This window comes from Bacillus sp. 7884-1 (assembly GCF_002272245.1).
Classification (GTDB): Bacteria; Bacillota; Bacilli; order Bacillales; family Cytobacillaceae; genus Neobacillus.
In genome coordinates, this window is sequence record NZ_NPDD01000015.1 from 18,132 (window position 1) to 42,881 (window position 24,750).

29 protein-coding genes are annotated in these 24,750 nt (G+C 37.9%); 22 read left to right on the forward strand and 7 right to left on the reverse strand.

Translation table 11 applies throughout. The annotated features are described in order from the left end of the window. The first annotated feature begins 6 nt into the window (after positions 1-6). Positions 7-855, forward strand: coding sequence for a family 1 encapsulin nanocompartment shell protein (locus CHI06_RS01685; protein ID WP_095246689.1), 849 nt, complete (start codon positions 7-9; stop codon positions 853-855). Beyond that, positions 855-1,199 carry a 2Fe-2S iron-sulfur cluster-binding protein gene (locus CHI06_RS01690; protein WP_095246690.1) on the forward strand — a complete coding sequence of 115 codons (345 nt, stop codon included), beginning with the start codon at positions 855-857 and terminating at the stop codon, positions 1,197-1,199. Before CHI06_RS01685 ends, CHI06_RS01690 begins: the two co-directional genes overlap by 1 nt. 127 nt (positions 1,200-1,326) lie before the next feature. Here the strand turns inward: CHI06_RS01690 and CHI06_RS01695 are convergent, their stop codons facing one another. The 3 genes from CHI06_RS01695 to CHI06_RS01705 form a co-directional block, all read right to left on the reverse strand. Further along, positions 1,327-1,791: a hypothetical protein gene (locus CHI06_RS01695; RefSeq protein WP_095246691.1), complete on the reverse strand. Its 465-nt coding sequence runs from the start codon at positions 1,789-1,791 to the stop codon at positions 1,327-1,329. A 208-nt stretch (positions 1,792-1,999) separates the two neighbouring features. Further along, positions 2,000-3,883, reverse strand: a complete 1,884-nt coding sequence (locus CHI06_RS01700) for a vWA domain-containing protein (RefSeq protein WP_257009128.1) — start codon at positions 3,881-3,883, stop codon at positions 2,000-2,002. A 239-nt stretch (positions 3,884-4,122) separates the two neighbouring features. After that, positions 4,123-4,476, reverse strand: a complete 354-nt coding sequence (locus CHI06_RS01705) for a DUF192 domain-containing protein (RefSeq protein ID WP_095246693.1) — start codon at positions 4,474-4,476, stop codon at positions 4,123-4,125. Positions 4,477-4,717: 241 nt separating this feature from the next. On the opposite strand from CHI06_RS01705, the gene CHI06_RS01710 reads away from it, so the two are divergent. The 10 genes from CHI06_RS01710 to CHI06_RS01755 all read left to right on the forward strand — a co-directional run bounded on the left by CHI06_RS01710 (position 4,718) and on the right by CHI06_RS01755 (position 12,272). Then, complete coding sequence (locus CHI06_RS01710; RefSeq protein ID WP_095246694.1) at positions 4,718-4,903, forward strand: Flp family type IVb pilin; 186 nt, start codon at positions 4,718-4,720, stop codon at positions 4,901-4,903. 78 nt (positions 4,904-4,981) lie between these two features. Beyond that, positions 4,982-5,488 (forward strand): A24 family peptidase, encoded by a 507-nt coding sequence (locus CHI06_RS01715; RefSeq protein ID WP_095246695.1) that lies wholly within the window; start codon positions 4,982-4,984, stop codon positions 5,486-5,488. Then, positions 5,488-5,886, forward strand: a complete 399-nt coding sequence (locus CHI06_RS01720; RefSeq protein ID WP_095246696.1) for a TadE/TadG family type IV pilus assembly protein — start codon at positions 5,488-5,490, stop codon at positions 5,884-5,886. The genes CHI06_RS01715 and CHI06_RS01720 overlap by 1 nt, the downstream gene beginning before the upstream one ends. After that, positions 5,887-6,816, forward strand: a complete 930-nt coding sequence (locus CHI06_RS01725) for a pilus assembly protein TadG-related protein (protein ID WP_095246697.1) — start codon at positions 5,887-5,889, stop codon at positions 6,814-6,816. Between the two features lie 30 nt (positions 6,817-6,846). Next, positions 6,847-7,458, forward strand: a complete 612-nt coding sequence (gene cpaB, locus CHI06_RS01730) for a Flp pilus assembly protein CpaB (protein ID WP_095246698.1) — start codon at positions 6,847-6,849, stop codon at positions 7,456-7,458. Beyond that, positions 7,458-8,645, forward strand: a complete 1,188-nt coding sequence (locus CHI06_RS01735) for an AAA family ATPase (protein ID WP_095246699.1) — start codon at positions 7,458-7,460, stop codon at positions 8,643-8,645. The genes cpaB and CHI06_RS01735 overlap by 1 nt, the downstream gene beginning before the upstream one ends. 13 nt (positions 8,646-8,658) lie before the next feature. Beyond that, entirely contained in the window at positions 8,659-10,008 is a 1,350-nt protein-coding gene (locus CHI06_RS01740; protein ID WP_095246700.1) for a CpaF family protein, read from the forward strand. 2 nt (positions 10,009-10,010) lie between these two features. After that, positions 10,011-10,973, forward strand: coding sequence for a type II secretion system F family protein (locus CHI06_RS01745; RefSeq protein WP_179292503.1), 963 nt, complete (start codon positions 10,011-10,013; stop codon positions 10,971-10,973). A 3-nt stretch (positions 10,974-10,976) separates the two neighbouring features. Then, complete coding sequence (locus CHI06_RS01750) at positions 10,977-11,906, forward strand: type II secretion system F family protein (RefSeq protein WP_095246702.1); 930 nt, start codon at positions 10,977-10,979, stop codon at positions 11,904-11,906. 27 nt (positions 11,907-11,933) lie between these two features. Further along, complete coding sequence (locus tag CHI06_RS01755) at positions 11,934-12,272, forward strand: helix-turn-helix domain-containing protein (protein WP_095246703.1); 339 nt, start codon at positions 11,934-11,936, stop codon at positions 12,270-12,272. 37 nt (positions 12,273-12,309) lie between these two features. On the opposite strand, the gene CHI06_RS01760 is transcribed toward CHI06_RS01755, so the two are convergent. Both CHI06_RS01760 and CHI06_RS01765 read right to left on the reverse strand, forming a co-directional pair. Continuing rightward, positions 12,310-12,954, reverse strand: coding sequence for a DUF2085 domain-containing protein (locus CHI06_RS01760; RefSeq protein ID WP_095246704.1), 645 nt, complete (start codon positions 12,952-12,954; stop codon positions 12,310-12,312). 63 nt (positions 12,955-13,017) lie between these two features. Continuing rightward, the gene (locus CHI06_RS01765) at positions 13,018-13,236 is read right to left on the reverse strand and encodes a hypothetical protein (RefSeq protein WP_095246705.1); all 219 of its coding nucleotides are present in this window, start codon (positions 13,234-13,236) and stop codon (positions 13,018-13,020) included. A gap of 222 nt (positions 13,237-13,458) precedes the next feature. Between CHI06_RS01765 and CHI06_RS01770 the strand changes: the two genes are divergently transcribed. Both CHI06_RS01770 and CHI06_RS01775 read left to right on the forward strand, forming a co-directional pair. Then, on the forward strand, positions 13,459-14,466 hold the full coding sequence (locus CHI06_RS01770) for an AI-2E family transporter (protein WP_095246706.1): 1,008 nt from the start codon (positions 13,459-13,461) through the stop codon (positions 14,464-14,466). Positions 14,467-14,478: 12 nt separating this feature from the next. Then, positions 14,479-14,712, forward strand: a complete 234-nt coding sequence (locus tag CHI06_RS01775; protein WP_095246707.1) for a group-specific protein — start codon at positions 14,479-14,481, stop codon at positions 14,710-14,712. A gap of 38 nt (positions 14,713-14,750) precedes the next feature. Here the strand turns inward: CHI06_RS01775 and CHI06_RS01780 are convergent, their stop codons facing one another. Next, entirely contained in the window at positions 14,751-15,458 is a 708-nt protein-coding gene (locus CHI06_RS01780) for a DNA alkylation repair protein (protein WP_095246708.1), read from the reverse strand. Between the two features lie 165 nt (positions 15,459-15,623). Between CHI06_RS01780 and CHI06_RS01785 the strand changes: the two genes are divergently transcribed. Next, a complete protein-coding gene (locus tag CHI06_RS01785) occupies positions 15,624-16,595 on the forward strand; it encodes a cation diffusion facilitator family transporter (RefSeq protein ID WP_095246709.1) in 972 nt (323 codons plus the stop codon). Positions 16,596-16,625: 30 nt separating this feature from the next. On the opposite strand, the gene CHI06_RS01790 is transcribed toward CHI06_RS01785, so the two are convergent. After that, positions 16,626-17,138 carry an acyl-CoA thioesterase gene (locus tag CHI06_RS01790; RefSeq protein WP_095246710.1) on the reverse strand — a complete coding sequence of 171 codons (513 nt, stop codon included), beginning with the start codon at positions 17,136-17,138 and terminating at the stop codon, positions 16,626-16,628. A gap of 159 nt (positions 17,139-17,297) precedes the next feature. Between CHI06_RS01790 and nadE the strand changes: the two genes are divergently transcribed. The 7 genes from nadE to CHI06_RS01825 all read left to right on the forward strand — a co-directional run bounded on the left by nadE (position 17,298) and on the right by CHI06_RS01825 (position 24,472). After that, positions 17,298-18,113, forward strand: coding sequence for an ammonia-dependent NAD(+) synthetase (gene nadE, locus CHI06_RS01795; RefSeq protein WP_095246711.1), 816 nt, complete (start codon positions 17,298-17,300; stop codon positions 18,111-18,113). A gap of 306 nt (positions 18,114-18,419) precedes the next feature. Then, positions 18,420-19,847, forward strand: a complete 1,428-nt coding sequence (locus CHI06_RS01800; RefSeq protein WP_095246712.1) for an amino acid permease — start codon at positions 18,420-18,422, stop codon at positions 19,845-19,847. A 169-nt stretch (positions 19,848-20,016) separates the two neighbouring features. Then, positions 20,017-20,850 carry an amino acid ABC transporter substrate-binding protein gene (locus CHI06_RS01805; RefSeq protein ID WP_095246713.1) on the forward strand — a complete coding sequence of 278 codons (834 nt, stop codon included), beginning with the start codon at positions 20,017-20,019 and terminating at the stop codon, positions 20,848-20,850. Beyond that, on the forward strand, positions 20,837-21,532 hold the full coding sequence (locus tag CHI06_RS01810) for an amino acid ABC transporter permease (RefSeq protein ID WP_095246714.1): 696 nt from the start codon (positions 20,837-20,839) through the stop codon (positions 21,530-21,532). Before CHI06_RS01805 ends, CHI06_RS01810 begins: the two co-directional genes overlap by 14 nt. Before the next feature lie 22 nt (positions 21,533-21,554). Then, on the forward strand, positions 21,555-22,289 hold the full coding sequence (locus CHI06_RS01815) for an amino acid ABC transporter ATP-binding protein (RefSeq protein ID WP_095246715.1): 735 nt from the start codon (positions 21,555-21,557) through the stop codon (positions 22,287-22,289). A gap of 121 nt (positions 22,290-22,410) precedes the next feature. Further along, positions 22,411-22,944: a hypothetical protein gene (locus CHI06_RS01820; RefSeq protein WP_095246717.1), complete on the forward strand. Its 534-nt coding sequence runs from the start codon at positions 22,411-22,413 to the stop codon at positions 22,942-22,944. Between the two features lie 13 nt (positions 22,945-22,957). Beyond that, positions 22,958-24,472: a flotillin family protein gene (locus CHI06_RS01825; RefSeq protein ID WP_095246716.1), complete on the forward strand. Its 1,515-nt coding sequence runs from the start codon at positions 22,958-22,960 to the stop codon at positions 24,470-24,472. Positions 24,473-24,750: the final 278 nt, after the last annotated feature.

The window sequence follows — 24,750 nt, forward strand, 5'->3', positions numbered from 1 at the left end:
AAATCAATGAATAAAATACAATTATATCCGGATTCACCATTATCAAACCAAGAATTTACTCAGTTGGATCAAACCGTTATTGATGCAGCCAGAAGGCAATTGGTCGGGCGCCGCTTTATTGAACTGTACGGTCCGCTCGGAAGAGGCGTACAAAGTATCTTTAATGATATTTTTGCAGAAAATCTAGAAGCGAAAATGGATTTTCAGGGGTCCTTCGATACAGATATCGAGACTAGTAAAAGGGTGAACTATACTATTCCTTTACTTTATAAAGACTTCGTATTATATTGGCGTGACATAGATCAGGCAAAGGTATTAGATATCCCAATAGATTTTTCAGCAGCAGCCAATGCTGCCCGTGATGTAGCGATACTAGAAGACCAAATGATTTTCCATGGGACTAAGGAATTTGATATTCCTGGATTAATGAATGTGCCTGGCCGTTTAACACACTTAATTGGCGAATGGTTTGAATCTGGAAATGCCTTTCAGGATATTGTCGATGCAAGGAATAAGCTGCTTGAGATGAATCACAATGGACCATTTGCACTTGTACTATCACCACAATTATATTCACTTATCCATCGTGTCCACCGTGATACAAATGTATTAGAAATTGAACATATTCGTGAATTGGTTACCGATGGGGTGTTCCAATCTCCTGTATTAAAAGGAAAATCAGGAGTATTGGTTAATACAGGGAAAAATAATTTAGATTTGGCGATTTCAGAGGACTTTGATACAGCTTACCTGGGTGTAGAAGGGATGAACCATCCATTCCGTGTATATGAAACTGTGGTTTTGCGAATTAAGCGACCTTCAGCCATTTGTACATTGGAAGCAATGGGTGACTAATGAATATTCGTGTATTCACAGTTGGCTCCCTCATTCCGGGAAGACTAATTGTAAAATCAATTGTGACACCTATTGTGACTGAAAAACCTAAACCAGTTGAGATTATTGTTGAGCAAAATGGCAGCAGATATGATATTCACCCTGTAAAAGGAAAACTACTGGACGCAGCCTTGAATCAAGGAAAGCCGATTCAGTATAAATGCCGGAAAGGGACCTGTGGGCAGTGTACAGTAAAAGTATTACAAGGGCATGGTTTATCTCAACCAAACGATAAAGAGTATACAAAGCTAAAGAATGAAGTAGAAAACGGATATCGGTTGGCCTGCCAGGCAGAAATCCTTTAAATTAGGTTATTGAAAAAGAGGAGTTCGCGGGATTAATTGGTATTCCCGCGGAATTATCTCAAATCCGCGCGGGATAAATCAAAAATCAAATAAAAAACGAGGTCCTTTTTAAGGAACCTCGTTTTTATTATGCAAATTTAATGATCTTTTCTTCTACTGGGAAGGGAAGAGAGATATTGTGATTTATTAATTCTTTAACACTAATATCCTGAACGATTTTCAGTGCTTCCTTCTTAAAAGTTTGAGTAACAAACCCGGCATTTACTTCACATAGCTTTTGTAAATATTGCAGTGTATCACGTACCATCATTTGCTTAATATACGTATTATTTAGTTGACAAATTAACTTATGTTGTAAACCTTTAATAACAGCAATTTGATCGACATGTGCAATAATGTTTTGCCCTTCTTCGTCAACAAAACCGATAGAAACATATTGTCCTTTAGAGATATCAACATTCGTAAACACTGGGTTAAGATAGTTTTCACCAGAAGTTAAACGGATAGAATCAGCTTCAGCTGCACCACCGATTTTTCGTTGATTCGCAATAACAGTATGAATATCCTTTAACCCATATAGCATGTTAAACATGTTGATAATCCCCCTCTTCCGAATATGTTTATAGAATCATCTTACCGATAATGAGAATCATTGTCAATGTAATTTATTGTCTAATTATGACGACATTTGAAATCTAATTTATGGAAATTCAAATTGATAGTGAAAGTGTGTAGTTAAACATCGGATGCTCGCGAAAATTAAAAAGGCGACGGATCTCTATTGAGATTCGCCGCCTTTCTTAAGCTTGTTTGAAATTCTTAAGTAACTGCTTATTTTTTTCCAACCCTATAATTTGAACATTAATTGATATATTCGCTTCTTTTAATCTGATATGCAACGTATCGTTAGGCCTAAATCGTTGATATTCTTCCTCAATCACAACGCCGTTCATTTCAATATCACAGTTTGATTTATTGAAGAGGAGTAAGGCATAATCAGTCAGCGGTACGAAGTTGATTAGATCTGTTTCGTTGAATTCTTCAGAAAGCTTAAACAGCTGGCACAAGGAAAATTCACCTTTAAATGCTTTTAATTTTTCAAATTGTTGACTAGTGATTTCCCCGGTTTCTTTATCTTTAATTTCAATAACTATTTGTCCGAAAAAGCCGCGATTTCCTTTTCTCGTTCCAGTCGAGAAGGTAAAGGCTGGGGCAACAGTCTGAGCGCTATTTTCACGCTTCTTTAATTTTTTTCTTTTTTTAGAATAGAAGTAGAAAGAAGTAACCAATAAAAGAGCCACTAACACAATTAGGACAGCGTAAGTCCAAGGGGAAAACTTAGATTCTTCATTCGAACTTACTTTTGCTGCTGCAGGTGCAGCAGCTGCCTTTTGAACCGAAATCTGCTGGACTGGCGTTTCCCGGAAGAAGCTACTGCCTTCGGCCTTTACCATTACTTCATAGACTTCTGAATTACCAAGAATAAATTGCCCCGTATATCCTTGCTTGTCTGCTTCTAAAGGAAATTCCTTTGTTTGCCCTGTTCCTAAATCCTTTACGAAAAGAGTAGCTTTCATTGTTTTATAGAGATCTGCATTTGCAATTTGTTTTCCGTTATCCTTAAAGAACGCTTCTATCTTGACGGTATCCCCAGCCTTATAGTTTTTATCACCAAGAGGGGAGAGCATGAGCTGTAAATCATAGTTAAATACGAAATTGATATCAATTTTATCTTCAGGAACACCTTTTACCTTTAAGGTCCAATCACCTGGAACTGGATTCAGCATTTTTAGCATAGAATAGGACTTTGATTTTGTAAGAACGATGTTATCTGATGGTATGAGTTGTTCAATACCTGAGGGGTCGATTAACTTCACTTCCACTGGCTGGCTCGAGACGAGTGATAGATTTGCTTCAAGTACGTTAGTTTTTGGAATATTGATCGTGATATCCTGGAACTCACCTTTCCCCACAAGCTCATCAACAGGAACCACTTTTAATTTTAAATGATTGGCAAAAATCTCACTAAGGATTCCTGGCAAGTCGTCCGCCGAGCTTGTTTCAAAAAATTTACCGTTCGTTGTGCTCGCAATGTTTTGAAGAACATCTTTATTCAGTGTGCCATCCGCGTTTAGTCCAATAACATAGATAGGAAAACCCTTGGCTTTCGCCTCAGCGACTGCAACTTTAAGACCTTCTGAGGCTTGCTCGAGTGTTTTCCCCTGTGCTTCAGCTACATCATTGTTTCCATCCGCTAGTAAAACAATGAGTGGCAGATAATCTTTTTCATGGCTGACATCTAAAGCCTTAATAGCTTCTTTCAATCCAATGGAAATGTCGGTATTTGGAAATTGTCCAAGTGAGTCAATGAAACCTTTAAGATCAAGTTTATCTTTCTCAGTCTGAAGCTTAACTAGATCCTTTTTAGCAACTACTTCACCTGCATAAGCAATGGCGCCGATTTTATCCCCTCTAAGCGAAGACATATCAATAAACATCTTCATCGCTTCGTTACTGATTTTGTTCGGGTCACTCGTCAGCATTGATTTACTTACATCTTTAACGAGAACCCCTTCAATCCGAGAAGAGGTGATGGCTGAATCTTCCGCCTGTACATGTAAATAATTCGTCAGCGAGAATAAATAAATGAACAAGACTAAAATACCTATTATTTTTTTCGACACTTGGGTTACACCTCCATTGTAATAAACTATTAAAAAGAACGTTGTGTTCTTTATATAAAACCATTTTATCATCAAACCATCATATTTCTAAAGAAATAATGAAAAAATTGAAAATAAAATTATTATGATAGTTCCCAAGTCATCGGACATTCGCTAGACAAAAAGGAACTGGCGGTTTTGCCCGGTTATTCATAACAACAATAGAAATCTAAAACTTCTTTTCAATTTCTCCAACACTCCTAATAATTGTTTTTAACTTTAATGAGAGAGCATTGAATAATGCTTCCTATACCTATCCCTAATTTTTCAGCTGATCCAGCTGGAAGCTCTAAGGTAGAGTAAGCCTTTTTAACTGGTTTTGTCATTTTCCAAGGCTTTAAACGATGGTGTACCCCAACAACTTTATTTTGTTCGTTAAGAAGAACGATATCTAATGGAAACTTCATAAAGAACATATGAACCGCATTACAGGGTACAATCAGTAGTCCTTCATCCTTAATAGGATCCTTTCGAAACATTAATCCCTTAAACCTTTTTAAAAAGGAATCAGCCATTTCAATTTGATAAGGGATGTTAACAATCTTTCCTTCCATATAAAAACTCCTTCCGTTTTTTAGATGGTACATGTTCATTATATTAAACAAAAAATTCTTTTTAAAGAACAGGAAACTAAGAAAAAACTAGAATAATTGAGAAAAGGATAGAATAACCCCTAAAAATCCGCTAAAACGAACAAAAATGACCGTTTTCAAATCTTCTAGTTCGTTATATATTTATTATAAGTTCTAAATATAGAACAAAATAAAAAACTAAAAAATAGTAGGAGGAAACAAAATGTTACAAAAAATGAAGAATTTAGTGTTTCAAGAAGAAGGACAAGCCCTAACTGAGTATGGGTTAATCATTGGACTAATTGCAGTGGTTTGTATTGTAGGTGTTACCTTACTAGGAGACCAGTTAGAGGCGTTATTTACTAAGTTAACTACTGCGTTAAAAGGTCCATCTGGAGTGACTGAATAGGATAAACTTAGAATCGGCCCTGCTTTTCAGGCATGAAAAGCGGGGCTATATTATAAAAGAAAAGGGGGGAACAATACCATGGAAAATATCATCCTTGTAGTTGTTCTTTTTATTTGTCTTTTTACAGATATTAAGTCACGAAAGATACTAAATGTTGTTACTTTGCCAACAATCATCTTTGGAATACTTTATAACTTAGTGGACGCCGGTTTAGAAGGGTTACTATTTAGTGGAAAAGGATTTCTAGTTGGTCTCGGACTTTTATTAATCCCCTATCTATTAGGTGGTATGGGAGCAGGGGATGTAAAACTAATGACTGCCATTGGGGCACTTATGGGAACTAGCTTCGTATTTTATTCATTTATTTACACGGCATTAATTGGTGGTTTCATAGCAATTTTGTTAATTATCATGAGAAAAGGATTTATGAACTCAGTTAAATCATTCTTTTTTTGCCATGTATTTTTAAGAAGTAATCTTGGATCATTGATCATAACCAAGGATAAAAGCAGTAGTATCTCTTTCCCTTATGGAGTTGCAATAGTGCTCGGAACACTTTGTACATTAGTCTGGGGAGGATTTTAATGAAATCGGAAAAAGGTCAAGCACTTGTAGAATTTGCTCTATCTGTTACAGCACTTGTATTTCTTTTGTTTGGAATCATAGATTTTGGAAGAGTTTTTTTTGTCTATTTAACAATGGATAATGCAGGTCGGGAGACGGCAAGGGCAGTTAGTGTTGGAAAGCTCAAAACAGATACCGAGATACAAACTTACGCAGTCAACAGTTTTAATTACAATACAGGTCCTCTAAACATTAGTCCCTTAACAGCAGGTGATGTGATCCCGGGTGGACCGCGTTCATCAGGTCAAGAATTTCAACTTGAAATTCGTTATAATGTAACGTTTTTAACTCCTTTGATCGGACAAATTTGGGGAGATGATCGTCCCATTAAGAATACCACGACAATGAGGGTGGAGTAGATGAAAAAAATTTTAAAATTGCTAAGGTTACATGATGAAAATGGTGCAGTAATGGTGATTGTCGCAGCTGCTATGTTAGGACTCATTGGTTTCACAGCTTTAGCTGTGGATGGCGGGAGAATCTACTCAGAGAAAAGTAAGCTGCAAAAGGCTGTTGATTCTGCAGTACTCGCTGGAGCACAGGGGCTACTGACTAATGAGAGTTCTGCTCGTGAGATCGCAAGTGATATTTTCTATGAAGAATATGGTTATGATGACAGTATTGTTTTTAATTTAACAGTTGAACAAGGTAAGTCTATCAAAGGAGAAGCTGTAAGTATTCCAGTTTCAATGACATTTGCTAAAGCAATAGGAACAGATGTAGCTCATATAAATGCTTCTGCAAAAGCAATTATTGCACCTTTAAAAAGTGCGAATGGTGTCGCTCCAATCGCTATAGAACAGAGTCAGATTCCCAACGCTACCCAATTGAATTGCAATAATCCTGGAAATAACCATGGCAACTGTGGGTACATTCGATTGGGAGATGACAGTGGAGCGAGTGACCTAGCAGATTCAATTATTAATGGAGGAAGCTATTTAGTTGATGAACCAGTGGATACTGAACCTGGAGGAATGAGTGGACCTGTTAAGGACGCTATTCAAACCTTGATAGATAATGACGCTGATAAACTACTTTGCCAGAGTGCAGCAACTGCGGATAACTCATGCGACCGGGTTATTACGGTAGTAGTTATTGATACTTGGGAGGGTTGTACAGGTCAATGTGAACGTAACGTTGTCGGGTTAGCATCTTATTGGATTAAGGAGATTAAGGGAAATGCAATTATCGGCGAATTTATAAAGATGGTCTCTCCAGGAGAAATTGGTAGTGGTTCAGGTATTGGAATTGGGGAATATAACCTATTTGGTGTAAAGCTTGATGAATGAGAGAAGTCGTCATGGATGTAGGAGGACATTATGAATACAAAAAAGATATGGATCATTTCATTAATGTTAGGATTAACTGTTGCAGGTTTTGTGTATCTATCTATTTATGCTAAAGATCGTGCTTCTACCCCTGCAAGTGGGCAGACAAGTGAAGAACAGGCAAAAAAAGTAGAAGAGCAAAAGGAAAACGAAAAGCAGGCTGAAAAAGAACAAGCCCTTTTAAGAGAATTCGTCAATCCGATTGTAGATGTTAGTACAGGGAAAAGGGCGATTTCGATAAAGGTATTAAATCTTGAGCAGGGTGCTTCGGGGTATATTACTCCAAATTCAATGGTTGATGTTATTGCCTATGAAACAACTAAAGACGATGCCACGAAAAAGGAGTTTAAATCGGCGGTTCTATTGCTTGAAAATGTAAAGGTTCTGACCTCAGGTAAATCATCAGACAACAAGGAAGCGGCACTTCTTTATGAAACGGTAACTCTTGAAGTCACACCTGAACAAGGAGTTGTGCTTAGTTTAGCATCCAGAGACAAAGATGCATTCTATTTAATGCTTCGAAATTCAGAGGATACGGAAACTGGAAAAGCTGGGCTTAAGCAAACAAGAGAAGTAATCAAAGAGGAGGGTACTGAAGAGTAATGAACATAAATTGGGTTTATTTTTCCGATACGAATACTCCTCCTGGAGATGTTAAAACATTACTAGAAAAACATGAATTTCAATTAACAACAACAAACGAGATTAACAGACTTCACAGCCTCTCAATCGACAATAACCAGTCTGTTCTATTTCTAAAGGCACATACATTGTATAACGTTTATGAACTCTGTCAGGAAATCTCTGTACTTTATCCACATGTTTATATCATTTTAATAGTCCCAGATAATATGGAGAATCTAAGGAAAGCAATGCTAATGGGGGCATCGGATACTCTACGTGCTTCCTATGAACTTGAAGAGCTTTCTGAGACGATTAATCATGCGAAAAAATTTATGCAGCATCGTGCTAGTAAGGACACTGGTTTAAGTAATTTTGCAAAAGAGAAAAGTAGGGTTATTGCGGTTACAAGTCCAAAGGGCGGTATAGGTCGAACCGTTTTAACCGTTAACCTCGCTGCTGCGCTAGCAAGAATGGGCAAAAAAGTCGCAATTATCGATGCCAACCTCCAGTTTGGTGAAGTGGCGATGTACTGTAATATCAAACCAAAAAGAACGATATATGAATGGGTAAAGGAAGGCTATGGGCGCCCTAATTACACCATTGACCAATACATGTCCGTTAGTGAGTCTAATGTATCTATACTTGCCGCTCCTCAGCGACCTGAGTTCTTTGAGGGGATTACAGATGAGCATATAAAGACTGCAATTGAAGAAGCGAAGAAAGCATTTGATATAGTCTTAGTCGATATGCCTATATATCTATCAGAAATTCATTTACGCTCTCTTAGTTTAGCAGATGAAATCTTACTGCTCACTATAAACGAAATCTCCGTTTTAAGATTAAGTCAGCTTTATCTAGAAACCTTAGATACGATTAAGTTAAAAGATAAAGTAAAGCTTATTTTAAATCGTTACGTCAAGGGACAAAACTTAGAACTGGGTAAGATTGAGGAGATTTTTGGTCTTGAAATCTATCACTCTTTGCCCGAGCAAGCAAGTGTTGCCAACGCTTCCATAAATGCTGGTTACCCATTTATTCTTTCAAACTCACGGAGTCATCTTGGCAAAGCAGTATTAAAATTATCAGATAAGCTAGTTGAACAATTATCAAGTGGTGCACCACTAGAGAGTAAAAAGGAAAGACGCTGGTTTCTATTAGGCAAGTGAGGGGGATGAGGGAATGTCATTATTTAAACGGTATATAGAAGGCGGTACTACAACTGCCACCGCCACAAACCAAAACATCCAAGAATTTCCTGTTGAGAGAAGGTCACAGGAATTTTGGGACCTAGAAACCGAACTTCACAATTACCTATTGGAAGAATTGAAAAAATATGCTGGTCACGATAGTGAACAGCAAAAAGCGAAAATCGAGGAATTAGGTGAAGCTTTTTTTGAACAAGTGGGAATTAAGTTAACCTTTGAGGAAAAAAAGGATATTATGCATTACGTTAAAGATGAACTTCTCGCATATGGACCGATTACTCCACTTTTAGATAATCCGTTAATCAGCGAAGTAATGGTAAATAGTCATGATGAAATCTATTATGAGAAAAACGGAAAGGTTTATAGGAGTAGTGTGAATTTTATTGATAATCAGCATGTCATGCGTGTCATTGAGAGAATTGTCTCTCCGATTGGGCGCCGTATTGATGAAAGTTCACCGATGGTCGATGCCCGCTTGCCGGATGGATCTCGTGTTAATGCGATTATACCTCCGCTTGCGTTAAAGGGTCCAAGTTTAACGATTCGTAAATTCTCCGACACTCCATTTACAATTCAAGATTTAATTCATTTTGGATCCATGGATGATGTAATGGCAGAGTTTCTCGAAATCTGTGTTAAATCCAAGCTCAATATCTTTATCAGTGGTGGTACAGGTTCAGGGAAAACCTCAACTTTGAATGTGCTCTCTTCATTCATCCCAAATAATGAACGTATAGTAACCATCGAGGACGCGGCTGAGCTAAAGCTTAATCAGGATCATATTGTTGCTCTGGAGTCAAGACCTCCGAATATCGAGGGAAAAGGACAAATAACAATACGTGATTTAGTACGAAACTCTTTGCGGATGCGTCCAGACCGTATTGTCGTCGGGGAGGTTCGTGGTGCAGAGGCTTTGGATATGCTTCAGGCAATGAATACGGGGCATGACGGCAGCTTAAGTACTGGGCACGCCAACTCTCCAAGAGATATCCTTTCCCGCTTGGAAACGATGGTATTAATGGCGGGCTTTGATCTTCCGGTAAGAGCGATTCGAGAGCAAATTGCAAGTGCGATTAATCTAATTGTTCAACAAGCAAGGTTAAGGGATGGTACTCGGAAAATAACCCATATCACCGAAGTGCTCGGAATGGAAGGCGAAACCATTGTCCTTCAGGATCTTTATGTATTTAAAGAAACAGGCTATTCAGACGATGGAAGGATACAAGGAAGGTTTATTAGTACAGGTATTCGTCCAAAGTTCATTGAGCAGATTGAGTTGAATGGGAACAAATTACCTGCTTCATGGTTCGTTGGGGAGTGGTAGGGATGGAAATAGTCATTTTTTTGATTGGTATATTTTTAATAGTCAGTATGTTGATGTATCTGGTCATAAGGATATATCTGAATAAAAAAAGAATAAATAACAGAATGAAAGATTTTTTACCATCTCCTGAAATAGAAGAGGTAAAAACCGACCCTGAAAAAAGGCAATCATTTAGTAAGCGCTTTTTCAATGATGTTTCAACGATTTTCAAGAGTGTTCAATTTAGCGATAGCACAGAGAAGTTGTTATTAGAAGCTGGGAGCAAATTAAAACCAGAAGAATTTTTCGCTGTGCGAATATTAACTGCAGCAGGTAGTGGGCTCTTTACCTTTTTCCTCGGAATTCCATGGTACCTTGTCATCATTGTCGTAATAATCGGTTTTGAAGTACCGAAATTATCTATGAAACGAAAACGAAAAAAACGCTTAGCTTTGGTTAACTATCAATTAATTGAAGTTTTAGGGATGATGGCAAACTCAATGCGTGCCGGTTTCAGCTTTATGCAGGCAATGCAGCTAGTCGGTAAAGAAGTTCCCGATCCGCTCGGACCTGAGTTTGACCGTGTTGTTCGTCAGGTAGGTTTAGGGATTCCATTAGAAGAAGTATTCGAGGAGTTAGTCGAACGTCTGCCTAATAAAGAACTTGAAGTGGTCGTCCGTGGGATTCTTGCTCAAAGGAGGAGCGGAGGAAATCTAGCACAGCTGCTGGAAACAATGGAAGAAACGATCCGAGGCAGAGTTCGTATTCTCGAAGAATTAAACACATTAACAGCACAGGGAAGGATGTCTTCTTGGATTATTACTCTGTTGCCAGTTGGTCTAGGTTTATATTTGGCACTCGTGAACAGGGAATATTTCTCACCTATGCTTAATCATCCACTCGGGTGGACGATGCTGTTTGTTGCTTCGGTTTCCATTATTATTGGCTGGGTGGTAATACAGAAAATCATCCGGATTGAGGTGTAAAAAATGCTGGATATAATCATATTATTTTTGCTAGTCGGGTTTGCGACCACACTAATCGCCGCCCTGATGCTAACCATTTTTAAAAAGCAAATCGCCTTTAATGAGAGAGTGAATAAGTACTTTGTTGAACCGATAAAAAAGCAAAAAGAGGACCCTTTAAAGAATAATAGAAAAAGTTTAAAAATGTCTATCGATACCTATTGGAATAAAGGGACCGAAATTTTAAATAAGAAGGTTTCAAAAGAAGAAAGAAAAAAATTAGACATGCTCCTTAGGGATGCAGGATATCCTTTTAAGTCAGCCATCGACTTCAGATTGTTCCAATTTGTTTTAAGTGCAGGCATGAGTTTACCAATCTTTTTCTTCATTCTGACTGCTTCAGAAAGCAAAATGTTAAACTGGATGATGATCGTTACGATGGCGTTATTAGGCTTCCGACTCCCAGTATTTTATCTTGGCAAGAAAAAGACTGCAAGAATTAAAGCGATTAATGTCTCGATGCCTGATTTCTTTGATACAGTAAACCTCTTGCTTGAGGCAGGAATGGGACTTGATTTAGCATTAGCCGAGGTATCTCAAAAAATTAAAGGACCAATTGCCGATGAGTTCTTTCAAACGTTAGAGGATATGAAGCTTGGTAAATCAAGAAGAGAAGCCTTTTATGCTCTGCGGAAACGGGTGCCTTCTGATTCTTTCCAAAGTGTCATTACCTCATTAATCCAAGCAGATCAACTCGGGATTGGGATGGCAAAGGTGTTAGGCAATCTAACAGTAAGAATCCGCGAGCAGCGCAGGGAGGCGGCAAGGGAGCAGGCAATGAAGGCACCAGTAAAAATGCTTTTTCCGATGGTATTTTTCATCTTCCCTTCCCTATTCATTGTTATTTTAGGGCCATTGGCCATTACATTGATTACAAAAGGGCTTGGCGGTTAGTTGGCCCAAAACGTCTGGGGGGATTCTATGGACGGAAATAAACTCAAATTAATGAGGATAGAAAAAGGAATTTCTTTAAATAAGCTAAGTGAATTGACAGGGATATCAAAGTCCTATTTAAGTTTAATCGAACGAAATATTCAAAAGAACCCTAGCATCGACATATTGAGTAAATTAGCAAAAACACTTGAAATGGAAGTAGAAGATTTAATTCGAAGAGAACAGGAAGACAACGAATTGTTCTGTAAAGGAATACCGTCTGTTAAAAGTAAAATTAAATTAGAGATTGAAATATCTGGGGACCAACTAACCCCTGAGAAATTAAATCAAATAAAAGAATTAATTGATGCATTTAATTCTGATTAACAATTCCGCTCTCCGGATTGAGAGCGGAATTGTTAATTTATATAGGTAACGATAAAACCCAAACATGTGCCAAAGAAAGAAGTGAAAGAAAAGTTAAACTGACCGTAATCGAAAGAGCACACTTTAAACTTGGTTTACGAATAAACGGAAAAAGAAAGGAAGCCAACAGGCTGAACCATCCGATGACTGAAACGATAATAAAGCTGTCAAAGACGATATGCGATGATTGTCCTAAGTAAAACAGGCAGCCCAAAAAGGTACTTATCATTAGTGGAATGAATAAATCCTTCCACTTGCATAATACAGCGACGCTCTCATTGTCAAAGTTTTTTTTCGAAAGTAGAGGATAAATAAAATAAGGCAAGATAAATCCAAAGGCTATTCCCGTCAGCAATCTCCGAGGATTATTCGAATCAAATAGGTGTGAATAGGAACCTAGACCGTCTATTATCAATGGAATAAGGAACAACAAAAGCAAAAAGCTTACTTTAATAGAAGGAATCGTAATACTTTGTTTTCGTTTTGAAAAATGTAAATAAATGAGTGTTGAAAAAATGCCAAAATAAATCCCAGTATCTCTCGCGCAAACTGCCAGGGCATCACCTGACACTTGCAGCGATCGATCTTCTAATTGATGACATATCGCTCGACCAAAAAAATGGAGAATTTCATGAAGCAACATTTATCACTCCTATACTCAAAAAAAACCCAATTCAATCTAAAGAATTGGGTTTTTATCTGGAAATTAATACGTCATAAAGGCCGGAATAATGGACAATGCAGAAGCGGCAAACCAGCAAATACAACTAAGGACAATGGCAACAATACCGATAATTAAACAAGTTTTTCCGACTGCTTTTTTGTCAATATCTTGATCATTCATCCAAACAATCCCTAGAATGATTCCAACTACAGGTATGAAAAAAGACAAGATGTATAAGAGTGCTTTTTGACCTCCTGACAACTTCAATCCCCTCCAATTAAAAACTAGATAAATCACGCTCTTTGAATATGTATGAGAAGGGGTTGGATAATTTGCCTGTCTAGCTATTAGAAATTTCCTCTGGGTCTTTAGAATGAATCTTTTTTATAAAAAGATTCAGACTTAAAAGTAACAATCAGATACTTATTTGTTATAATAAAGTTAATACATAATTACTAGGACATAAAAAATGGGGTTTGGTAAATTAATATGATAAATAATCTACTTAAAAGCAGCGGTTTTAAAAGAATTTCTATTTTTGTCTTACTGGCACTTGTTCTTTATGGACTAAAAGATATGATCAATTTGATTTTATTTACGTTTATCTTCACCTTTCTAATGGATCGATTGGTAATCTTTTTGTCGAGAAAAATACCTCTTAATCGAAAAATACTAGTTGTTGCTTCCTACTCCACGATTGTAGGTCTTCTCTCGTATGGCCTTGTGAAGTATCTGCCAATGATAATTGGAGAAATAACGGCCTTAATCAAACAGATTACGGCATTTTATACCTCGAAGCATGACAATATCATTTTAAATTATTTAGTTAGCCGTCTTGAGGAAATACAAATTTCAAGTTATTTGGAGAGAGGTTTTACCTTTGTAATTTCCTATTTTACGGATATTAGTACATTTAGCCTGCAAATATTAATTGCTCTTTTAATGAGCCTTTTCTTCTTACTAGAAAAACCTCGTTTAATAGAATTTACAAAAAAATTCAAAACGAGTAAGGTTGCATCTATTTACGCTGAAATAGAATTTTTCTCTGGAAAATTTGTTAGTACTTTCGGAAAAGTAATTGAAGCACAATTAATCATTGCAGTTGTTAACTGTGTACTTACAACAATTGCACTTTGGATATTTGGATTTCCACAGTTAGGTGGACTTTCCATTATGATTTTCTTCTTAGGATTGATTCCAGTTGCTGGGGTAATTATTTCTCTAATTCCACTGGTCATCATAGGGTATAGTATTGGCGGAATCATGACAGTACTTTATGTCTTTATTGCAATCATGATTATCCATGCCATCGAAGCATATATATTAAATCCAAATTTAATGTCTTCAAAAACCAATTTGCCTGTTTTCTATACCTTCCTAGTATTAATTTTTTCTGAACACTTTTTTGGAGTTTGGGGCTTAATAATAGGTATTCCGGTCTTTGTTTTCATTTTGGATGTATTAGAAGTAACAGATAATAAGAAAGTATAGAAGGTGATCCTTATGAGCGAATGCAAACTGGACCATACAAAGGAAGATGTAAGAAATAAATATGAATCACAAGCTGCGTTTCTTCCAGAAGACATGAAGCCTTTATTTACTCGATTTTTTTCCGAGGAGCATACCCAGGACCTATTAAATGAAGTGTTTCACCTGTTGAAAAAATATGATTTATCTTCAGAAGAAGAAAGAAATGCAAGAAATAACCGACTACTCTTGGTATTGAAAAACGTATAAAATAGTGAAAACCCCCAATTCAATGGGGGTTTTTCTATTTAGCAAATGGCACTTTTCTTCTTCATACCTACTTTATCTTTCTGAGCAATTTTATTTAAATATTGTGTTGCTACTGGTACTTTACATGCGGTGTTACCGACATTCACATGGACCTTTCCAATTTTGTCAGCAACTAAAATGGCTTCTTCATGCAATTCTTTCACATATGCTCCTACACCAATAACAAAGGTATTCATTGCATAACGAACACGGTTTCGCTCCTCATGAATACTTGATTTTATTTGATTTAGCCTGCTTCGAATTTCTTCAATATCCAACTCTTCATCTGGATGAATGGAAAGATAATTTGTATATGTATTCCAGCCGCATACAGCTGTCATTTCTTCAGGTGAATTCATCCATTCACGTGCAAGTTCAAGTGCATATTCACTTTCTGATGCAACCCCTGCAACCGTATATTCGGCAAGCATATACCAATATGCTTTTTTAACCCAATCCTGCAGCGTTTCTTTTGAAATCAATTTCGGGTCCACAGATAGTCCAGCTAAGTACATCGCATCATGATTCCCCGTATCATAAAGTGCCAATGCAAGTTGATGGTCCTTTTTCACATACTTTATGAGCTTCTTTAAGTCACCTACTTTAACTCCAAAGAATGGCTCCTTTACCCCGTGGTTCATATAGATTCTTTTCGTTTGCTCTGACCCTAATTCCTCAAGCTTACTCATCACTTCTTCTAATTTCATTCCCAACCCTCCTCAACTCTCAGTATATCCCTTGGTATTACTTATTCTACCAGCATTTTTACCAATTGGAATAAATTCACTAAATAGGAAGTCGGCTATTTTCATGAAAATAGCTTTTTTTGAAAATAGTAAGGATATCTAAAAGCGCGAGAAAGTAGGGGTATGATGGGAGAATTATTTATATTATTAAGAAAAGGGAATAAATCTGCATTGATTGCAGCAATCGTTAACACAATCATTTCCATCGCTAAAGGTGTTGCCTATATGTTTACGGGAAACGTCGCGATGTTTGCGGAAACGATGCATAGTCTAGGAGATGCGGCTAACCAGTTTTTTGTATTTATTGGATCTGCCTTAAGCAAGAAGTCGCCAACTGACCGCTTTCCGAATGGCTTTGGTCGATTGGTTAACTTAGTCTTATTAGGAGCCGTCTTAATCGTTGGGATTATGGCTTTTGAGACCATCCAAGAAGGTTATCATCATATTCTACATCCAGCCAAATCGGAAGGATTCTTAATAAATGTAGGTGTACTGGCATTTGCTCTCATTCTTGAGGTGTACGTTCTCTATAAGGCAATGAAGGAGGTCATGCATGAGGTCGGAGAAGAAGCAAACGGTCTAAGTGTCGTAATAAGAAGTTTTTCCCATTTAGGGAGAGCCAAGCCGGCAACAAAGCTTGTTTTCATGGAAGATTTAGTGGCGACAAGCGGGGGCCTGCTGGCGATTCTTGCAGTAATCATATCCCATTTCACTGGTGTCCTTTGGATTGAGGGAGTTGCTTCGATTCTCATCGGTTTAATGATGTTTTTTGTTGTCGGCCGAGTCTTTTTGGATAATGCTGCAGGTGTTCTTGGCAGGGCAGATGAGGAAATGGAAGAGAAGATTGGTCAATTAGTGATGTCCGACCCTGATATTAAAGATATCCAAGACCTTGCTGTCATTAAAGAAGGGGAAGATTTACATGTGGAATTGGAAATTGAGATTGACCCTAATCTAACGATTGCCGCTGCAGATGATATTAAAGACCGGTTACAGGAGAAAATCATGGCAGAAAAAGGCGTCGTTGATGTCACGATTGAGTTTGATGAAGAAGATGGAGTGATGAAGTGGAACAGTGACTCTACGGTGAAAAAATAAAGATAGGCTAGCTAAAATAGCTGCCTATCTTCATTCCCAAGGTTTTTCGGTTGTAAAATAACTTGCGAGTTCCTTACTGTTTTTACGGTGCTCTTTCCGTTTTTCGGCTCTATCTTTGCCTGTTTCAAACAGCTTTTTTTCTTCTTCCGTTTCGGGAATAATCTCAGGAACCTTTGTTGGTTTTCCATCTTCATCCAAAGCAACAAAGGTTAAAAAAGCGGTAGCAGCAATTTTTCGATTACCTGTCATTAAATTCTCTGCAATTACTTTGACGAAAACCTCCATTGAACTGGTCCCAGTCCAGGTAACGAAAGATTCAATACATATAGAGTCCTGTTGAGTGATCGGACTTAAAAAATCAACAGAGTCTGTTGACGCGGTAACAACTTCTTTTCTTGCATGTCGTACAGCCGAAATGGAGGCAATCATATCCATGTCACTCATTAATTTGCCCCCAAATAAGGTATTATGATTGTTTACATCATTCGGAAAAATTCTGCCCGTCCTGACTACTCTCGATTCATTACATGTTTTTGAGTCCATTTTTTCCTCCGTGTTCTGTGATAACTTATTTTTATCTAAAAACCAATTCTATAATCATATCATTTGTTGGGGTAAGGAGTAAGATTTTATGTAAATATTAAACAATTATGATAAATTACTTATTAGCATGCATAATGAATGGAGGTTTAAATAGAAACCATGCAAAAAGAAATTATTCAGACATTGAATGTAAAACCTGAGATTAATCCTAATGAGGAGATAAGAAATCGAATTGATTTCTTAAAAAGCTATTTGTTAAAAACAAAGGCGAAGGGGTACGTCTTAGGAATCAGCGGCGGCCAGGATTCAACGCTTGCTGGACGGCTTGTTCAACTCGCGGTTGAAGAACTACGCCAAGAAGCTAATGATGCTTTATTTATTGCTATTCGTCTGCCTTATGGGGTACAGCGGGATGAAGACGATGCAGCACGTGCAATGAAATTCATCCGCCCAGACCGTGAGTACACGTTTAATATTCAAGTTGCAGTGGATGCAGTTCAAGCTGAGTATAATGCTGGTAATCCAGCAGAACCATTAAGAGATTATCATAAAGGCAATGTGAAGGCAAGAATGAGAATGATTGCTCAATATGCTTTTGGAGGGATGGAAGGTCTGCTCGTCATTGGCACGGACCACGCGGCAGAAGCGGTTACAGGTTTCTTCACAAAACACGGTGACGGTGGAGCGGATGTGCTGCCTTTAAGCGGATTAACAAAGCGCCAGGGCAAAGCACTGCTTAAAGAGCTCGGTGCAGAAGAAAGTCTCTATCTGAAAGTGCCAACTGCTGATTTGCTTGATCAAAAGCCAGGTCAAGCTGATGAAACTGAACTAGGGATTTCATACGATGACATCGATGATTACCTAGAAGGAAAATCAGTTTCACAAGAAATCGCAGAAAAAATTGAAAAACGCTATCTCGTAACCGAACATAAGCGGCATCTTCCAGCATCAATGTTTGACCAATGGTGGAAATGAGAAAAAGGGGATTACCCCCTTTTTTGATTTGGCTATGTTAATGATTAACATGTCGGGAGTATTTCCCCGAAGGTTCAATTCAGAGCAAATCAGGCAAGAAGAAAATAAAAATGTAAAAATAGTAATGTAATCGTATCAAAGGATTACCTTGCTATTTTTTTATTTTTTTAAGTATTCTGTGTGATATATTTTCCATTGACTATAGTGATGGAGACTCTTATTATTATTACGTTAATATAATAATTATTCACTTTTGGAAGTTGACTATAAATTATGCACCTTAAAGTTTGATAGGGGGGGTACATCTTGGGGAATTCAAATAAGTTAGGCTTTTGGGTTTTAACCGCACTCGTTGTTGGTAACATGGTTGGATCAGGTATATTCATGCTTCCACGGTCTTTATCAGAGGCTGCCAGCCCTGCTGGGGTTATGTTAGCGTGGCTATTAACTGGAATAGGTGTGTTAATGATTGCACTTGTATTCGGAAACCTAGCAATCCGGAAACCGAATCTGACAGGTGGTCCACAAATATATGCAAAAGAACTTTTTAAACCCGGATCGGAGAGCTCTATACTATCTGGATTTATGGCTTCTTGGGGTTACTGGATTGGAAATGTAGCTGGAAATGTTGCAATTATTACCACGTTTGCTGGATATTTATCAACCTTCTTTCCTGTCTTAACGAGTCAAGCTGACTGGTTTACGATTGGCGGATATACATTGAAAGTTGGTAATGGGTTAACGTTTATTGTTTGCACCCTTCTCTTATGGGGGACGCATTTTATCATTTTACGCGGCTTAGAAAGTGCTGGGAAATTAAATTTTGCCGCGACAGCAGCAAAGGTGACGGGATTTTTACTATTTATCATTGTCGGGCTTTATACCTTCGATAAAACAAATATTTTACCAATGGTAGAAACTAGATTAGGTGATTCAGGACAAACGTTTGGTTTAATGTCACAAGTTAACAATGCGGCATTAGTAACTTTGTGGGCTTTCTGTGGTTTGGAGTCAGCTGTAGTATTTGCATCACGAGCGAAAAGGAAAATCGATGTAAAAAGAGCAACGATTGTTGGGCTTTTTATCGCCCTTGGTATTTATATTGGGATAAGCACACTGGTCATGGGGATGTTAGACCAAAATACACTTATTAACTCGGAAAAGCCATTGATTGATGCGATTCAAACCGTACTAGGACCGGTTGGTGGAAAAGTATTAGCTGCTATTGGATTAATCAGCTTATTTGGTTCCACGATTGGCTGGGTTATGTTAAGTGCAGAAGTGCCTTATCAAGCGGCAAAGCAAGGATTATTCCTTCCTGCCTTCTTAAAAGAAAATAAAAAGGGCCTGCCGATATTTTCACTTGTATTAACAAACGGAATCGCTCAGATTTTTATTTTCTCAACGGTTTCTAAATCGATTTCAGGTGCTTTTGATTTTATTATTACTATTGCAACTTTAGCCTATTTAGTTCCTTATTTTATTGCTTCAGTTTATCAATTAAAATTAGTGATTAAGGGTGAGACTTACAATAATTCAAGGTCAAGAATGATAGATGGAGTTATTGCAATAGTGGCAACCATTTATTCAGTATGGGTCATTATATCAGGAACTTCAGATTTAAAGACCTTTATATTAGGGATTGTGCTTTTAACAAGTGGTATATTCTTTTACGGTCCGCTTAAGAAAAAGCTTGCTAATGATCAAACAGCAAAAGAATTATTATCAGCATAATAAAAATGTAACACCTGCTGGGATTCTAGCAGGTGTTTTACATTATAGTTAAGAAAATAGGGAATAATAAAATTGTGTACATTTTACACTTTTCCTTTACAGCCATAACAGATTATATTAAGATAGTTTAATCCGAGAAAAACAATCAGAATTAGGAGGATAAGTAGAAATGAAGAAATTAACTATTGTTTTTGCACTTATAGTCAGCTTTATGTTGATTTTGTCAGCATGTGGAAAAGATGATAAGGCAAATGAGGATAAAAAGGAAGACAACAAGGCAGCAGATAAGGCTGATGATCAAGATTTATTAGCGAAGATTAAGGAAGATGGCAAACTCTTAATTGGGACTGAAGGTACATATGCTCCATTTACTTTTCATGATGAAAGTGGAAATCTGACCGGATTTGATGTTGAGATTGCAACTGAAGTGGCAAAACGTATTGGAGTAGAACCTGAGTTTAAAGAAACTCAATGGGATGCCATATTTGCTGGGCTTGATGCAAACCGATTTGATATGATTGCGAACCAGGTTGGAATTCGTCCTGACCGTCAGGAAAAATACGATTTTTCTGATCCCTATATTAAATCAGCGGCTGTTTTGATTACACACAAGGATAATAATGAGATAAAAGCTTTTGAAGACATTAAAGGCTTAAATTCAGCACAGTCTTTGACAAGTAACTATGGAGATATGGCCAAAAAGTATGGGGCAAATCTAGTCGGTGTCGAAGGCTTTACCCAATCAGTAGAACTCCTTGCATCCAAACGTGTTGACGTAACAATTAATGATCGCATTTCGTTTTTAGATTATACAAAGCAAAGACCTGATGCGCCAATAAAAGTTGCTGCAACCAGTGAAGAGGCATCTGCCAGCGGACTTATGTTTAGAAAAGACAGTGATACGCTTGTAGCGGAAGTCAACAAGGCTCTAAAGGAAATGATTGAAGACGGCACATATACAAAAATCTCTGAAAAATGGTTTGGTGAAGATGTACTTAAATAGTATTTTTACCGACCCAGAGAGAACGGCCCGATTGATTGACATTGCTCAAAGTTCCTTTCTGCCCCTTCTGAAAGGGGCTATTTTTAATACTATTCCATTAACGCTGATTTCGTTTGTCATTGGATTGATCTTAGCTATATTAACAGCCTTGGCTCGTATTTCTAATGTAAAGGTTTTCCAAATGATAGCAAGAGTTTATGTTTCTGTGATTCGTGGAACTCCCTTATTGGTACAGTTATTTATCATTTTTTATGGCCTGCCCACTCTTGGGATTATTATTGATTCCTATATAGCTGCAGTCATAGGCTTTTCCCTTAGTGTAGGAGCATATGCTTCTGAGATTATACGCGCAGCGATTCTTTCAACCCCGAAAGGGCAATGGGAAGCTGGCTATTCGATTGGAATGAGTTATTCCCAAGTGTTAATAAGAATTATCCTGCCCCAGGCAGCTCGAGTTTCTATTCCGCCATTATCGAATTCGTTTATTAGTCTCGTGAAAGATACTTCCCTTGCATCCCTGGTGCTGGTTTCTGAGATGTTCCGTAAAGCCCAAGAAATTGCTGCCAGCAATTATGAATTTTTATTGGTCTATTCTGAAGCTGCCCTTATCTATTGGGTTATTTGCTTTATTCTATCCGTCATACAACAGATGATGGAAAAGAAACTTGACCGTTACGTGTAAGAAAGGGAGAGGGGTAGTTACGATGATTTCGATTAAAGGATTATATAAGCAATTTGGGAAATTAGAGGTTCTAAAAGGGATTGACTTAGAAGTAGAAAAAGGCAATGTAGTAGTGGTTATTGGACCTTCCGGTTCTGGGAAAACGACCATGCTCCGCTGTTTAAATGTATTAGAAACACCGACTAAAGGTGTTATTTCGATAGAGGGAAATATCCTTAATTTTTCAGGTCCTGTACCGGGAAAAAACATTGCAGAATTTCGCCGTTTAACAGGTATGGTGTTTCAAAGTTACAACCTCTTTCCGCATAAAACAGCTCTTGAGAATGTGATGGAGGGTCCAATCATTGTTAAAAAAGAGAACAGAAGTGCTGCACGAAAAAAGGCGCAGGCATTACTTGAAAAGGTCGGTCTAGGGGATAAAATGGATTTTTATCCTGCCCAGCTTTCAGGCGGACAGCAGCAAAGGGTTGGAATTGCCAGAGCATTAGCAATGGAGCCAAAGGTTATGTTGTTTGATGAACCAACTTCAGCTCTTGACCCTGAGCTTGTGGGTGAAGTGTTAAAAGTCATGAAGGACCTTGCGAACGAAGGGATGACGATGATTGTCGTAACACATGAAATGCGCTTCGCAAGGGAGGCTGCGGATGAGGTTATCTTCATGGATCAGGGTGTTGTGGTTGAAAGGAACAAACCAGAAGAAATCTTCACCAATCCAAAAGAGGAGCGAACAAGAAAATTTTTAAATATGATTCAGTAAGTGCTATGGCAAAAGTCATAGCACTTTTTTTATTATTTTGATAAAATTTTCATATAAATGTGAAACTTTTCCATTATTGGAACGTATTAAAGTTACATACATAAGGAAGGGTGTGATGCCGATGGAAGTATTCAATCTGCCATTAGAAACGATTTATTTATATGTATTAATTGGTTCAGGTATTTTAACCATTTTGTATGTTTTCTTTGCAGACGTTGTTCATTTTGATGGACCAGATTTTCTTAATCCCGTGATTATCTTTGCATTTGTTACTATTTTTTCGGCAAGCGGGTATTTATTTGAGAAGCTTACTTTACTACATTATCTAGCAATCTTAGGGATATCAGCCATTATTGCCTTAATTCTTGTTACTATCTTAAATGTTTTTATTCTAATTCCATTGTCGAATGCCGAAGAATCACTTGTATACAAAGAAAGTGATTTAAGAGGCAGGATTGGAAACGTGATTACAGCGATTCCGGCAGACGGTTATGGTGAAGTTATGATAGAAAGTATTAGCGGAAGAATTGCAAAACCAGCGACAAGCTTTGATCGTGTTCAGATTGATAACGGCACGAATGTGCTTGTGGTTGATATAAAAGATGGGGTGCTCCAAGTTAGCTCTCATCAAGAAATAGAGAAATATTTACTTTAGGGGAGGTTATTAGATGGAATTAAGTTTTTGGATTGTTATTGGGATTGTTGCATTTATTTTAATCGCTTTAATCGGTGTTTTTGTCACGAAGTATCGGACAGCTGGGCCGGATGAGGCACTGATTGTTACCGGAAGTTTCTTAGGAAACGGCAGTGTACATGTGGATGAATCAGGCAATAAAATCAAAATCATTCGCGGCGGCGGTAGCTTCATTTTACCGGTGTTTCAACAGGCAAAACCGCTTAGCCTGCTTTCAAGCAAGCTTGAGGTAACAACACCTGAAGTGTATACAGAGCAAGGCGTACCCGTTATGGCAGATGGTGTCGCAATCATAAAAATTGGCGGCTCGATAAGTGAAATTGCCACGGCTGCCGAACAATTCCTTGGTAAGGCAAAGGAAGACCGAGAAAATGAAGCCAAAGAAGTTCTTGAGGGTCACTTACGTTCTATCCTTGGTTCCATGACGGTAGAAGAAATATATAAAAACCGTGATAAATTCTCACAAGAGGTTCAAAGAGTTGCCTCTCAGGACCTGGCGAAAATGGGGTTAGTCATCGTTTCCTTTACCATTAGGGATGTCCGCGATAAAAACGGATACCTGGATTCTCTTGGTAAACCTAGAATTGCCCAAGTTAAACGTGACGCTGATATTGCAACGGCTGAAGCTGATAAAGAAACTAGGATTAAAAGAGCAGAAGCTGCAAAGGAAGCAAAGCGTTCTGAATTAGAGCGTGCTACTGAAATTGCTGAGGCAGAAAAAATTAATCAGTTAAAAGTTGCAGAGTTCCGCCGTGAACAAGATAGTGCTAAAGCACGGGCTGACATGGCATATGAATTGGAAAGTGCAAGGTCGAAGCAGGAAGTAACAGAGCAGGAAATGCAAGTTAAAATTATCGAAAGGCAAAAGCAAATTGAATTAGAAGAAAAAGAAATTCTGCGCCGTGAGCGTCAATATGATTCCGAAGTAAAGAAAAAAGCGGATGCGGATCGATATTCCGTTGAGCAGGCTGCTGCTGCGAATAAGGCAAAACAAATCGCAGATGCTGAAGCGAATAAGTATCGAATTGAAGCAATGGCAAAAGCGGAAGCAGAACGTGTTCGCTTAGATGGTTTGTCCAAAGCGGAAGCCCAAAAGGCCCAAGGTACTGCAGAAGCAGAAATTATTCGTCTAAAAGGTTTGGCGGAAGCGGAAGCGAAGGAAAAGATTGCAGAGGCATTCGAGCAATTCGGTCAAGCGGCTATCTTAGACATGATTATTAAAATGCTTCCAGAATATGCGAAGCAGGTCGCAAGCCCGCTTGCTAATATTGATAAAATTACGGTGGTAGACACTGGCGGTTCTGGAGAAAATGGCGGCGCCAATAAGATTACCGGTTATGCAACAAACCTTATGGCCACTCTTCAGGAGTCTCTAAAGGCTTCAAGTGGAATTGATGTGAAAGAACTAATCGAGAACTACTCAGGAAAAGGAAATGTAAAACGAAGCATCGAAGAACTCACAGACACAATCAAAAAGACCGACAACTAAACAAAAGGTCCTTATCAGAAATCGATAAGGGCCTTTTTTTATGTACAATGCTGCTAGAAGACTTTATTAATAGCTCTTTCGTAAACTTTGTTACTCGTTTTACAGGTTACCTCAAACATATTTTGGGTGAGTACAGAGGCAACTGTGTCCGAATAAAGTGTTCACTCGTGTATTTAGTCTTCAATCCGTGTATTAATAACTATTTTTTCTAGAGGCTCGTGAGATTAGTCCTCAGGCCCTTGGATTAAGGATAAATCGTTTTGGAGGCTCGTGGGATT